We start from the raw sequence: 13,939 nt of genomic DNA, 5'->3' as shown, positions 1-13,939 counted from the left end.
CAAAAAGTTCGGTTCCATCGTTACAAAGCAAGCTTTTTTTAATTTCTTGTAACATTTCCATGCAAATGACATTAAATTATTGCCTTGTCTATCTTGCATGCTTTACTACAATGGCATCGAAGACCTAGGGTTTGTGGGCAGACCCCAAGAAATATTACGCGAGTTGTTTGGAAGTTTTTATGTATAAACCAACCACATTTGTGTGGCAGCCATCTGCAGCATCATTATTCAAAATTACAGTCCTTAGCTCTGCTTTAGCTGCGTTGGGTATTACAACAGGCTGTTCTTCGACTCCGCAATCTGCAAAAACCTCGAAAACAAAACAGGTCAGTGGAGCAGGCTATCTTGATGCAAGCAGTCTAGACTCGTTAGAAGATTTACTTTCAGCAACAGATATGCGTGCTGTAGAGGGTGATCGTTTACTTATTTTAAAACACGGTGACGTTTGGAAGCGTATGGCTGTGGGCTTCAAAATGGACCTCGATCATTGGGATCCGCGTATTGAAGCACAGCGTAGTTGGTTTATTTCACGTCAGCCCTACCTTGACCGTTTAAGTGCTCGCGCAAGTCGTTATTTATATCATACTGTTAAAGAAGCAGAACGCCGTGGTCTTCCAACTGAACTTGCGTTATTACCGGTAATTGAAAGTTCATATGACCCTGCTGCAACAAGTAGTGCGGCAGCAGCAGGTTTATGGCAGTTTATTCCAAGTACTGGCCGTATTTATGGTTTACAACAAACGGGTATGTATGATGGCCGTCGTGATGTTGTTGAATCTACACGTGCTGCATATGAGTTCTTAGGCAGCTTATATAACCAGTTTGGTTCATGGGAATTGGCTTTGGCAGCCTATAATGCTGGTCCGGGTCGTATCCAACAGGCGATTAACCGTAACCAAGCTGCTGGTTTGCCAACTGACTATTGGTCACTAAAACTTCCACAAGAAACTATGAACTATGTTCCACGTTTCTTGGCAGTTGCTCAAATTATTAAAAATCCACGTGCTTACGGGGTTTCATTACCACCAATTGCGAACAGACCCCACTTCCGTGAAGTGACATTGTCTGCGCCGTTGTCTTTAAATGAAATTGCATCGGTTAGTGGTCTTAGCCGTGCCGAGTTATATGCATTAAACCCAGGTTATCGTGGTGAAACAGTAGACCCTGCAAGCCCAATGCGTATTTTAATTCCTGCTGATATTAGCCCTTCAGTGGATAATAAATTAAAAGGAATGAAATCTGGTGGTGGTTCAGGTTGGTGGGCAAATGTCACATCGCCATCTAAGCCAACTACAACGACTTCAACCTCAGTCACTGTTAAAACATCACCAGCGACTCAAGTTCAGCCTGTAAGACCTACAACTCCTACAAGAACAACGGGCAGTTCTGTATCGGTAAAAACCTCAACACCACGTGGTTCTGATGCTTTAGCTGCTTTTGCAGCCTCAGCTGATGTGCCAAGTGCACCTCGTATTCCAGTTGCAGTGACACCTGCGACCAATGTTAAGCCAGTAAGAACAGAACCGCCAATTTCAGCACATGAACGTGAGAAAATTTTAGCGGCTGTTCGTGCTGAAGGTGAGAAAGAAACAGTTGAGCAAGCTTTACAACCACAAGCCACTCAAGCTGAAAAAGACCAAGTGGTTGCTGAGTTAAAGGCAATTGCACCGCAAGGTACCGAAATTGTTGATCCTTACGATGGCAAAATTAAGTTAACTGCGATTCAGACAAGTCAATCCGTTGCTGAACAGCAAGGTAAAGAGTTAAGTAAGGGCTTTGCTTATCCAAAAACGTTAACTGAAGATGCAAGTGTTGCAAACTCTGAAGAAGCACAGCGCAATAAAGATAAGCCTTACATTAAAACCGATACTGATGTTGTCGTTGTACAACCTAAAGGCAAGCGTAGTACCTATACTGTACAGCCGGGCGATACATTAGCAATTATTGCGATGAAAAATGGGGTCAACTGGCGTGATGTTGCCAAGTGGAACCAGATTGATCCAGAAAAGACGCTGTTTGTAGGAACTAGCCTGTATTTATACGATGCTAAACCACAAGACGTTGAGTCTACGGCTAAATCAACAGTTAAACCTGATGTTTACGTTGTTCAGGCAAATGACAGTTTAACAGGCGTTGCAAATCAATTTAATTTGTCTGTGAAACAGCTTGCTGAATATAACGATTTATCTGTCAGTGATGGTCTATTTGTTGGTCAGAAGTTGCATTTGAAAGAGCCTAAAGGTAACCGTAATTCTGCTAAGGCAGAGCCTAAAGCTATTCAGGCAAGTACACGTCGTATTGCAACAAAGAGCTATACGGTTAAACGTGGCGAATACTTAAAGTTAATTGCAGATCGTTATGCATTATCTAATCAGGAATTGGCAGAGTTAACACCAGGGTTATCAGCTGGTAGTAATTTAATGGCTGGCCAGAAAATTAATGTACCTGCAAAAGAAGTTGCTGTTGATGAATCTGATGACAACAAAGCTTCTGGCAAGTATGAAAAACTTGCAGCAGGGCCGTCGTATAAGACTGAAAGCTATAAAGTGCAACGCGGTGATACATTATCAAGCATTGCCACCAAGTCTAAAATTAGCTTAGCTGAACTTGCAGAACTGAATAACTTAAAAGCGAGTAGCCATGTCCAGTTTGGCCAAAACTTGAAAGTACCTGCGGGTGTAAGTGTTCCAGAACACTATGTTGTGCAGTCTGGTGATAGCTTACATGCGATTGCAGCTAAATATAACTTACAAACCAGTTATTTGGCCGATTTAAACGGATTATCACGTACAGCAGGTGTTCGTGCTGGTCAGCGTTTAAAATTGACAGGTGAGGTTGAAACACCGAGCAAGGCTGCTACTAAAAATGCTAAAGATGAAACACCAGATACTTACACCGTTAAGTCTGGTGATAACTTACGAAGCATCGCTAGCCGTTATCATTTACAGTTAGATTATCTAACTGCATTAAATGGCTTGTCTCGTAACAGCACTGTACGTGTTGGTCAGCATTTAAAACTAACAGGTGATGTGCCTGTAGAAACAGCGAAAGCTGATACCGCAAAATCATCTGCTAAACCTGTTGCAGCAGGTAAAAATACTGAAAAGTATACGGTTAAAGCTGGCGAGTCGTTAAATGCGATTGCGAGTCGTGCAGGTATTTCAGTTCGTGAACTTGCTGAAATGAATGCATTAAAAGCAAATGCTAGTCTACAGCGCGGTCAAAATATTGTGATTCCAAAAACTGTAGTGGAATACAAAGTTAAACGTGGCGACACTTTAATTGGTCTTGCAAGTAAATATGGTCTAGAAACCAGTTTACTCGCGGAACTCAATAACCTAACACCGTCGACGCAATTGCGTATTGGCGATATCATAAAAGTGCCTAATTTATAGAATAATTAGAACTTTATGCAAAAGTTATATTGTCAACTGAGTCTGCTAGTCGGGCTCAGTGTCTTTTCGCAAGTTGTATTCTCCGCACAGCAAACCACGCCTTATATTGCAATTCATTCTAAGCCTAAATACCTTGCAATCGCTGCTATGCCTTATGCCAACCCAAACGCACCTAAGGGTGGAGCGTTGAGTCAAGCCGCGCAAGGGACATTTGATAATTTAAATAGCATGAATGGGAAGGGGAACGCGACAGAAGGGGTAAATTATCTTTTTGATACTTTAATGACTCAGTCACTCGATGAAGTTGGGGTTTTATATCCACTTTTAGCCGAGAAAGTTTCGTATAACCCAGAAAGAACCCAATCCGTTACTTTTTATTTAAATCCTAAAGCTCGTTTTAGTAATGGACAGCCTTTAACAGCAGCAGACGTAAAATTTAGCTTTGATACGTATCAGACCAAATCTAATTTTGGCCTACAAATGTATCTTGCTGACTTGGCAAAAACAGAAGTGATCAACCCACATCAAGTTAAATTCACTTTTAAGTCTAGTCATAATCCCAAAATGCCATTTGTTGTGGCGAGCTTACCAATTTACTCAAAAGCAGATTGGCAGAACCGTGATTTTACCCGTATTACCTTGCAACCGATTGTAGGTTCAGGGCCGTATGTTGTTGAAAAAATTGATGCTGGACGTAGTATTAGCTATAAACGAAATCCGAATTATTGGGCAAAAGATTTGCCTATTAATAGAGGGCGCTATAACTTCGACCATTTAAAATATGTTTATTACCGCAATTGGGATATTGCATTCGAAGGTTTTAAATCTGGGCAATATACCTTGCATGAAGAAACTAATCCTAAAAAATGGGTCACTGATTACAAGTTTCCAGCGGTAAAAGCAGGTTTAGTCACTCTATATAAATTTAGACACCATAACCCGATTGCAACTGAAAGTTATGTGTTTAATACACGACGAAAACCTTTAAACGATATTCGCTTTAGACAAGCTTTAACCTATGCCTATGATTTTGAATGGCAGAACAAAGCTTTATTTTATGGACAATATCAAAGACTGCAAAGTTATTTTGAAAATAGTGAGTTGGCCGCAACTGGTCTCCCTTCAAAGAGTGAGCTCACGATATTAAAGCCACTTTTACTAAAGCTTTCTCCAGTTATGCAAAAAGCTGTTTTGACAGACTGGAAATATCCAGTTTCGGACGCCAGTGGTTTTAACCGTCAAAATTTATTAATCGCAAGACAATTACTCATTCAGGCCGGTTATAAAATTAAAGAAGGGCAGTTATATACGCCTGAAGGCAAGCCTGTACACATTGAGTTTCTTATTCAGCAAGATGGCAAACAAAGAACACTCATGCCATTTGTAAGAAATTTAAAAAAATTAGGAATTAATATTACTTTACGGCAAGTCGATGCACCGCAATATTTAGAGCGTACACGCCGTTATGATTTTGACATGACCACCATGAACTTGCCGCAATCTTTAAATCCGGGCAATGAACAGGCTCAGTTTTGGGGCAGCGCAGCAGCCATTCAAGATGGCAACTATAACTATGCTGGTATTCGTAATCCAGTCATTGATGAGGTTATTTCAAAACTGGTCACTGCCAAAGACCGTGAACAGCAAATTATTTATACTCATGTTCTTGATCGATTACTTCGCGCAGGCTATTACCAGATTCCGACTTATGGAAAAGGTGATTATTGGTATGCGTACTGGAATATGTATCAGCAACCTAAAGTGAAACCTGTGCTCTCAGCCGGTATAGAGTATTGGTGGATTAATCCAAACCAAGCCAAAAAAGTTGCTCAATATTTACATCAACAATAAAAGCACGTATCTAAAGGAAATCCTGTTATATGGGTTCATATATTCTGAAGCGACTTCTTTTAATCATTCCAACGTTGTTCATTATTTTATTGATCAACTTTGTGGTTGTGCAAATTGCCCCAGGTGGGCCCGTTGAACAAGCAATCCATGAAGTAGAAAGTGGTGTAGGAGCAGGGCGGATATTAGGTACTGAAATGTACTATCAAGGTGCTAAAGGATTAAGCCCCGAAATGGTAGAGCAAATTAAAGCACAATACGGTTTTGACCATCCTCCAGTAGAACGTTTCTTGTTGATGTTAAAAGGTTATTTAGCTCTAGACTTTGGACAAAGCTTTTTTAAAGATAAACCAGTAGTTGAGTTGCTTTGGGAAAAAATGCCTGTGTCGATCTCGATTGGGCTATGGAGCACTTTGCTGATTTATCTTATTTCAATTCCGCTGGGTATTAAAAAAGCCAAACAACAAGGTTCTTGGTTTGACCGTTCTACTTCACTGTTACTGGTAGTGGGTTATGCGGTGCCAAGTTTTATTTTTGCTATCTTACTTATTGTTTTCTTCGCAGGTGGGTCATATTTTCACTGGTTTCCATTGCAAAATCTTGTGTCGGATAATTTTCATCAATTAAGTTTTTTTGAAAAAATTACAGACTACTTATGGCACATGACTTTGCCGCTTATTACCATGGTGTTAGGTGGTTTTGCGAGTCTAACCTATTTAACCAAATATTCATTTTTAGAAGAGCTTAATAAACCTTATGTCTTGGCAGCTTATGCAAAAGGTTTAAATAGCCAGCAAGTTTTATATAAACATGTATTTCGTAATGCCATTTTAGTGGTTCTTGCTGGATTGCCAGAGGCTTTAGCAGGCATTTTCTTTGTGGGAAATCTTTTTATTGAAATTATTTTTCATCTAGATGGTGTCGGTTTATTAGGCTTTGAAGCCATTGTTCAGCGAGACTATCCAGTTATTTTTGGCGTATTGTTTTTCTTCACGCTGTTTAGTCTGCTTTTACGACTTATTTGCGATGTGCTGTATCAATGGATTGATCCGCGTATTCACTTTGATGCACAAGGAGGCAAATAGTGTCTTTTATTGTGCGATCACGACTGCAAAATTTTAGGCAACATAAATTAGGGTGGGCAAGCTTTATCTTGTTTAGCCTCATTTTAGTGATTTCATTGGCTGCTGAACTCATTGCTAACGATAAACCATTGCTAGTGAAATATGAGGACGCTTATTATTTGCCTGTTTTTAAGGTATATCCCGAAACCACTTTTGGTGGCGTATTTGAAACAGAAGCAGATTATAAAGACCCTGCTGTACAAGAGCTTATTAATCATAAAGGTTGGGCGATTTGGCCGCTCATTCAATTTTCTTATCAGACACCTAATTTAGACTTAGCTGTACCTGTGCCATCGCCACCTTCTAAACAGAATTGGTTAGGAACAGATGACCAAGGGCGAGACGTACTGGCACGTATTCTTTATGGACTTAGAGTTTCATTACTTTTTGGTTTGGCTTTAACAAGTTGTGCAACACTACTAGGCATTTTTGTGGGGGCTATACAAGGCTACTATGGTGGTTGGGTCGATTTGCTAGGACAACGACTAGTAGAAGTCTGGAATGGTTTACCTATGCTGTTTATGGTCATGATTTTGGTCAGTATGTTTACCCCAAATGTATATTGGCTATTTTTTATTATGTTGTTCTTTAGCTGGACTGTGCTTGTGGGAATTATCCGTGCTGAATTTCTAAAAGCGCGTCAACTTGACTATGTCCGTGCAGCTCAGGCTTTGGGTGTAAATGATAGAACAATTATTTTTAAGCACATTTTGCCAAATGCCATAAGTTCTAGCCTATCGCAATTACCTTTTATTCTGACCACCAATATTATTGCTTTAACCGCACTCGATTTCTTGGGCTATGGATTACCGCCAGATGCGGCCTCTTTAGGTGAATTGTTGTTGCAAGGTAAAAATAACTTAGATGCACCGTGGTTAGCTTTATCTGGGTTTTTTAGCTTAGCTCTTGTGTTGTCATTATTAATTTATATTGGGGAGGCGGCACGCGATGCATTTGACCCAAGAAAATAAATTGAACTCAGATACTACCTTGCTAAAAATAGAAAATCTTTCAATCTCTACGCAAGATCAGACTTTATTGGTGGGTCTCAATTTACACTTACAAGCTGGTGATACGCTTGCAATTGTAGGTGAAAGTGGTTCAGGTAAAACAATAAGCTGTTTGGCGATGATGGGCTTATTACCAGAAAAATTAAAAACATCTGGACGTATTATTATTGATTCAAAAAATATTTTAGACGCAGACGAAAAGACTAGAACTTATTTACGTGGCCATCATATTGCCATGATTTTTCAGGAGCCCTCTACGGCTTTAAACCCATTGCATCGGGTTGAAAAAATTGTCGGTGAACATTTTATTCTACAAGGTTGGTCAAAAAACAAAGTACAGCAACAGGTTATTCAACTATTAAAAGATGTAGGAATTGCTAATTGTGAGCACATGTTAAAACGTTATCCGCATGAGCTCTCTGGTGGACAAAAGCAAAGGGTCATGATTGCGACTGCGCTAGCACTTCAACCTAAAATTTTAATTGCAGATGAACCAACCACCGCGCTTGATGTGATTTTACAGTCACAGATTTTAGAGTTATTAAAGTTTTTACAGAATAAATATGGCATGGCGCTAATTTTAATTAGCCATGATTTAAATTTGGTGCGCCGTTATGCCAATGAACTCATTGTATTACACAAGGGGCAGGTTGTAGAGCAAGGTCAGCTTGAACAGATCTTTAAAAATCCTGCATCAATTTATACTGAGCAATTGTTAGATCATGATCTTGGTTTTGCTCAGCCACTTTTCTCCAGTCATAAAATTTTATCTATTCAACAACTCAATGTTAAATACCCAATTCGGAGTGGTATCTTTAACCGAATTCAAAGTTATACCACTGCTATTGAAAATATAACTTTTGAGCTTACTCAAGGCGAAGCGTTAGGTGTTGTAGGTGAAAGTGGTTCAGGTAAAACCTCATTGGCTTTAGCGCTGGTTCGATTACTCAAAAGTGATGGGCAAATTATCTTTTTAGGGCAAGACATAAACCACTTAGAACAAAAAGCTTTGCGTAAGATTAGGTCAGACTTACAAATTGTTTTCCAAGACCCATTTGGTAGTTTAAACCCGCGTATGACGGTAGGGCAGATTATTGCTGAAGGCTTAAAAGTGAAAGCTGTAGCTGATAGCGAGATCAAACAGCAAGTTAAATCTGCTTTGGTAAAAGTTGAGTTGTCTGAAGACTTTCAACATCGCTATCCGCACGAGCTTTCGGGTGGACAACGTCAGCGCGTTGCTTTAGCGAGAGCTTTAGTGGTTCAACCTAAACTTTTAATTTTAGATGAGCCAACATCTGCCTTAGATGGAACGACTCAAAAAGCGATGATTCAATTATTGCGACGTTTACAACAAACAGAGCACCTAAGCTATATTTTTATTAGTCATGATTTAAATGTGGTCAAAGCACTGTGTCATAAAGTGATGGTATTGCGACATGCAAAAGTTGTGGAATATCAGCCGACTGAACAGTTATTTAATGATCCTCAAACTGAATATACCAAGCAATTAATTAGGGCGAGTCTTTAATTTATTTAAATAAGATTTTGTTTTATAAGCATAAATATTATTTAAATTTTTAATGCAAAAAGTTGCATTTCTCTATACTTTTTAAATTTGACATGTGCTATTGTCAGTTATCGATTTTCCCTTGACATGACCTATAACTCATCTAAATTAGAGTAATTGCTCTAAAATATTAAAAGAGGTTAACCATGAGCCAGATTGCACAACCAATCACGATTCGAAATACCATATTTAAAAACCGAATTATTAAAGGTGCAATGAGTGAGGCACTTGCAAACTATGAAGGCCAGCCGAATGACTTACATTTAGGCCTATACGGTGCATGGGCCAAAGGTGGTTTGGGCTGTGCGATTACTGGGAATGTTATGGTCAATGTAGAGGCCAAAAACGAACCCGGGGTAGTGGTGATTGAAACTGAGCGTGATCTAGAGCGTTTAAAAGAATGGGCAGCGGTTGGTAAACAATATGGAATGGTACAGCTTATTCAATTGTCTCATCCAGGCCGTCAGTGCCCTAAAGGCTTAAATAAAGAAACAGTTGCACCTTCGGCAGTTCCTTTTAGCCCAGCTTTAGCGACTATGTTTGGTACGCCACGTGCGCTTACGCATGAAGAAATTTTGGATATTATTAAACGTTTTGCGAACGCTGCTCGTATTTGTGAAAAGGCAGGTTTTGAAGGGGTACAGTTACATGGTGCACATGGCTATTTAATTAGCCAGTTTTTATCGCCATTAACCAATAAACGTACAGATCAGTGGGGTGGTTCAGTTGAAAACCGTACTCGCTTTTTACTAGAAGTTTATAAAGCGGTACGTGAAGCAACTTCAGAGAATTTTATTATTTCAGTGAAGCTCAACTCTGCCGACTTCCAACGTGGTGGTATTAGCGAAGAAGATGTGATTTCAGTATTTAAAGCCGTTGATGACGCAGGGATCGACTTAATTGAAATTTCAGGTGGTACTTACGAAGCACCAGCAATGGCTGGTGCTAAAGCCGATAAACGTAAAGCAAGTACCATTGCACGTGAAGCATACTTCTTAGACTTCGCTGAAAAAATCCGTCAGCATGTAAAATGTAAACTTATGGTGACAGGTGGCTTCCGTACTGTAGAAGGCATGAATGCTGCTCTGGCAAGTGGGGCATGTGACTTTATTGGTATTGCTCGTCCACTTGCTGTTGAAACAGATTTGACTGACCGTTTAATCGCAGGCCAAGATGTTCGCTATGCCGTAAAACCAATTAAAACAGGTTTACCTTTTGTTGACAAAATGGCGATTATGGAAATTATTTGGTACGCAGCACAATTTAAAGCAATTGGGCAGGGTAAAAAGCCAAATCCAAAACTATCGCCTTTAATTGTGTTTTTAAATTACGCGAAGGGCAATATTAAGGCCGTTGTTCAAGGGCGCGTGAATTCACGTAAATCTGCATAAATAAATTACCAAGCAATAGCCCAGTAAGTCTGAAAAGTAGAAGCAGACCATTGACCTTTAATTAAAGCATTTTTAAAGGCAGGTCTGTTTTCTATTTGGGCAAGATAACGCTGTATATGTTTAAACTGGCTGTAATTTGGTGAGCAAGCCAGTAACGGAAACCACATCAAAATATCAGCAGTAGTAAACTGATCTCCAGCGAACCATAAGTGGTGCTTTAAATGTTTATCGATCATGTTCATGTGTTGTTGTAATGATTGATTGAGATAACCTTGATCGAATCCATATTTTAAAAGCTTTGGAATGAAACGCACTGGAAAAGGCGTACGCTCAGCAATTTGTTGAAAGATTTGTTTGAGTACCAGATCGGGAATGAATGTTGCCTCACAATAATTTTTCCAATAATAAAAATCTCGTAGTTGTTGACTTAATAAATTGTTTTGTCCCAGTTGTGGGTGTAAATGAGAGAAATAATCTAGGATTGCTGAGGTTTCGGCCAAAATTGAAGATTGCTCGTGTTCAATAATTTCGAGGGTTGGAAATTTTGATAACTGATGCGGCGAGTTATTATTTTTGTCTTCGTCCGAATGATATTTAGTGATGAGCTCATAGTTGAGTCCTAATTCTTCTAAAAACCAAATAATGCGTTGAGAGCGTGAATTTTGTAAATGAAATAATCGAATTTGCATGTCATGTTCAAATTATAGTTTTGATTTAATTTTAGTATAGGGTAGAAAAGAGTTTAAGTATAATAAAATATTTATAAATCATAAATTTATAATGTTTTTGAGAGGATTGGCATAGAAATTACTGCTGGTAAAGTTATGGGTCTTAAAACCGATTAGATCTTGATCACCGAAGTTGCTAACATGCGTTATACTGCTGGCTCAAATATGTACAATTATGTTTTAGCCTGCTAAAAGAATAAAATCGTTTCACAGCAGATGATATAACTAGCCGTTTTTAATTGTATTTTTAAAATCAAAATAGTTTTTATACTTATTTAGGGGAAATTCGATGTTTTCGATAGTTGGCATATTTTTAATAGTCATAATGGTATTAGCGATTTTAAGTGTTTTAAAGAAAGGGGAAAGCAAAAATAGAAATGCAAAACGCAACCCAATCAAGGGAAAACCTATCATTACTATGAATGAACAACCCACTTTTATGAAATTAAAGGAAGCTTTGCCTGAACATATTATTTTAGCGCAAGTCGCTTTCAGTGCTTTTATGACAGCGCAAGGATACGCGACGCGTAATTTATTTAATCGAAAAGTTGCTGATTTTGTTGTCTTGGATAAAGCATTTAATATCGTTGCTATTGTTGAGTTAGATGATTCTAGCCACAAAGGGAAAGAAAAGTTTGATGCAGAGCGAGATGCTTTAATTCACGAAGCAGGTTTTAAAGTCATACGTTATAAACGAACACCAGAACTAGTACAAATACATCGTGATTTTAATATTACATTAAGTTCATTAGCTCAAGTTTTAATAGAACCAGATTTAACAAAAACAAAGTTAGTAGCTGATGCAATAATCATCGAGAGAGATGATCCAAATATACAACCCACTCAACATATTGATGAAGTAAAGTTGAAGTCTTGATTTTGGAAATAAAAAATTTATCTCATGAATGGAATTTGAAGTGAGATAAAATAATTTGAAGCGATGATTCTTTATAGAAAGAATATGGCGTCCCTACGGGGATTCGAACCCCGGTTACCGCCGTGAAAGGGCGATGTCCTAGGCCTCTAGACGATAGGGACGTTGAGGATGGCGGTATCTTAAGAAGCCGCCACTAAACTGTCAAGTAGGTAAGGAGACAGTTTGTTCAAAATATAGCAAAACAGTTCAGCAGTCTTCTGAGTATCGTATAAAGCAGAGTGTGCTTCTTTACCATCGAACTCAATTCCAGCTTGAATACATGCTTTAGCAAGCACGGTTTGTCCAAACATAACAGCACTTAAAGTAACCGTATCCATGACTGAGAAACTATGAAATGGGTTTTGGTTTTTCGTGCTTGTACGTGCAATTGCTGCTTGTAAAAAACCAAGGTCAAAATGCGCGTTGTGACCTACAAGTACTGCATGAGTACAATGTTGTTGTTTACGAACTTCATTGACCGATTTAAAAATACGACGTAGCGCAGTTCTCTCGTCTTCAGCCATTGCTATACGCATTGGGTTGAATGGATCAATACCAATAAAGTCGAGCGAACGGCGATCGAGGTTTGCCCCTTCAAACGGGTTAATATGTGCATGAAATGCAGGACCAGGGACAAATTGTCCCTGAGCATCATACACAATTGGAATGCACGCGATTTCTAGCAATGCATCTGTCTGGGCATTAAAACCTGCCGTTTCAACATCGACAACAACAGGTAAGAAGCCACGAAAACGTTGGCCAATGACCGGGACAGAATTTTCTTGTGTCACACTTTTCTCCATTGCAGCGTTTTCCCGGCATGCAGCGGGATAATTTTTTGATCATCTAAATAATCAAAAGATTCGGGAACGAGGGTGTCTTCTTTAACCAAAGTAATGGTAGAAGTATTACGTGGTAGACCGTAGAAGTCCGCACCAAAGTGGCTAGCAAAACCTTCTAGGCGCTCTAATTTACCGACTTGGTCAAATGCTTGTGCATAAAGCTCAATTGCATTAGGTGCACTATAGCAGCCTGCACAGCCACAAGCATTCTCTTTTGCATTTTGTGCATGAGGGGCGCTGTCTGTACCTAAGAAAAACTTAGGATTACCGCTAGTCGCCACTTCAAGTAAAGTCGTTTGGTGCGTTTGACGTTTTAAAATTGGCAAACAGTAGAAGTGCGGTTTAATACCACCAACCAACATATCATTACGGTTAAATAATAAATGCTGAGGAGTGATTGTTGCCGCAACATTACGGTCTTGTTCTAAAACAAAGTGCGCAGCATCACTTGTTGTGATGTGTTCAAGCACAACTTTAAGTTTCGGGAACTGTTTCAATAATGGTGATAATACCTCATCTAGGAAGCGTTTTTCACGATCAAAAATATCTACATGATTGTGAGTCACTTCACCATGAAGCAATAACGGCACTTGATGCTCTTCTAATTGCTCAATGACTGCATAAACTTTGCGAATATCACTCACACCATTGTCAGAGTTTGTGGTCGCACCCGCAGGGTAAAGTTTAATTGCATTTACATGTTCTGATTCTTTAATTTTACGAACTTCATCTGGTGAAGTGTGATCAGTAAAATAAAGCACCATACGAGGGTCAAAATTATTGCCTTCTGGAACATGAGCAAGAATGCGTTCGCGATAAGCTAAAGCTTCTTCTACTGTTTTTACAGGCGGCACAAGGTTAGGCATACAGATCGCGCGAGCGAATTGTTTAGCCAAATCTGGAACAGTACGTTTTAATGCTAAACCATCACGTAAATGTGCATGCCAATCATCTGGCTGGAGCAGGGTAATAGAGTTCAAGGCAGTTCAAACTTCGAAATAAAACAAATGATAATCGATAAAGTGTGAAAATGGTAACGAGAATTACGGACAAATGGCAAAATAAAGCGCAGGGAGCTTTAAAAATTAATGTTATATTTTGTTAACGCGAAATATGTA

Annotated in this window: 10 protein-coding genes and 1 tRNA gene; 7 read left to right on the top strand and 4 right to left on the bottom strand. The window is 39.1% G+C overall.

All coding sequences use genetic code 11. The features are described from left to right. Window positions 1-179 precede the first annotated feature (179 nt). The 6 genes from B554_RS0112115 (at window position 180) to B554_RS0112090 (ending at window position 10,335) form a co-directional block, all read left to right on the top strand. Window positions 180-3,395 carry a lytic transglycosylase gene (locus tag B554_RS0112115; RefSeq protein WP_019458253.1) on the top strand — a complete coding sequence of 1,072 codons (3,216 nt, stop codon included), beginning with the start codon at window positions 180-182 and terminating at the stop codon, window positions 3,393-3,395. A gap of 15 nt (window positions 3,396-3,410) precedes the next feature. Further along, window positions 3,411-5,246, top strand: coding sequence for an extracellular solute-binding protein (locus B554_RS0112110; protein ID WP_019458252.1), 1,836 nt, complete (start codon window positions 3,411-3,413; stop codon window positions 5,244-5,246). Between the two features lie 29 nt (window positions 5,247-5,275). Continuing rightward, window positions 5,276-6,328 carry a microcin C ABC transporter permease YejB gene (yejB, locus tag B554_RS0112105; RefSeq protein ID WP_019458251.1) on the top strand — a complete coding sequence of 351 codons (1,053 nt, stop codon included), beginning with the start codon at window positions 5,276-5,278 and terminating at the stop codon, window positions 6,326-6,328. Next, entirely contained in the window at window positions 6,328-7,338 is a 1,011-nt protein-coding gene (locus tag B554_RS0112100; protein ID WP_019458250.1) for an ABC transporter permease, read from the top strand. The genes yejB and B554_RS0112100 overlap by 1 nt, the downstream gene beginning before the upstream one ends. Next, window positions 7,316-8,905, top strand: coding sequence for an ABC transporter ATP-binding protein (locus B554_RS0112095; RefSeq protein ID WP_019458249.1), 1,590 nt, complete (start codon window positions 7,316-7,318; stop codon window positions 8,903-8,905). The genes B554_RS0112100 and B554_RS0112095 overlap by 23 nt, the downstream gene beginning before the upstream one ends. A gap of 185 nt (window positions 8,906-9,090) precedes the next feature. Beyond that, a complete protein-coding gene (locus B554_RS0112090) occupies window positions 9,091-10,335 on the top strand; it encodes an NADH:flavin oxidoreductase/NADH oxidase family protein (RefSeq protein WP_019458248.1) in 1,245 nt (414 codons plus the stop codon). A gap of 5 nt (window positions 10,336-10,340) precedes the next feature. On the opposite strand, the gene B554_RS0112085 is transcribed toward B554_RS0112090, so the two are convergent. Beyond that, window positions 10,341-11,024, bottom strand: a complete 684-nt coding sequence (locus B554_RS0112085) for a glutathione S-transferase N-terminal domain-containing protein (RefSeq protein ID WP_019458247.1) — start codon at window positions 11,022-11,024, stop codon at window positions 10,341-10,343. A gap of 328 nt (window positions 11,025-11,352) precedes the next feature. Between B554_RS0112085 and B554_RS0112080 the strand changes: the two genes are divergently transcribed. Beyond that, window positions 11,353-11,940: a DUF2726 domain-containing protein gene (locus tag B554_RS0112080; protein ID WP_019458246.1), complete on the top strand. Its 588-nt coding sequence runs from the start codon at window positions 11,353-11,355 to the stop codon at window positions 11,938-11,940. An 85-nt stretch (window positions 11,941-12,025) separates the two neighbouring features. On the opposite strand, the gene B554_RS0112075 is transcribed toward B554_RS0112080, so the two are convergent. The 3 genes from B554_RS0112075 to pyrC form a co-directional block, all read right to left on the bottom strand. Further along, window positions 12,026-12,101, bottom strand: a tRNA-Glu gene (locus tag B554_RS0112075). An 18-nt stretch (window positions 12,102-12,119) separates the two neighbouring features. Continuing rightward, window positions 12,120-12,782, bottom strand: coding sequence for a ribonuclease T (rnt, locus tag B554_RS0112070; RefSeq protein ID WP_004702976.1), 663 nt, complete (start codon window positions 12,780-12,782; stop codon window positions 12,120-12,122). Continuing rightward, window positions 12,767-13,801, bottom strand: coding sequence for a dihydroorotase (gene pyrC, locus B554_RS0112065; RefSeq protein ID WP_019458245.1), 1,035 nt, complete (start codon window positions 13,799-13,801; stop codon window positions 12,767-12,769). Before pyrC ends, rnt begins: the two co-directional genes overlap by 16 nt. Between the last annotated feature and the right edge of the window lie 138 nt (window positions 13,802-13,939).

The organism is Acinetobacter sp. GG2 (assembly GCF_000292385.1).
Lineage (GTDB): Bacteria > Pseudomonadota > Gammaproteobacteria > Pseudomonadales > Moraxellaceae > Acinetobacter > Acinetobacter seifertii.
Note: the sequence above shows the minus strand (reverse complement) of the source record. Positions and strands in the feature narration are given on the sequence as shown.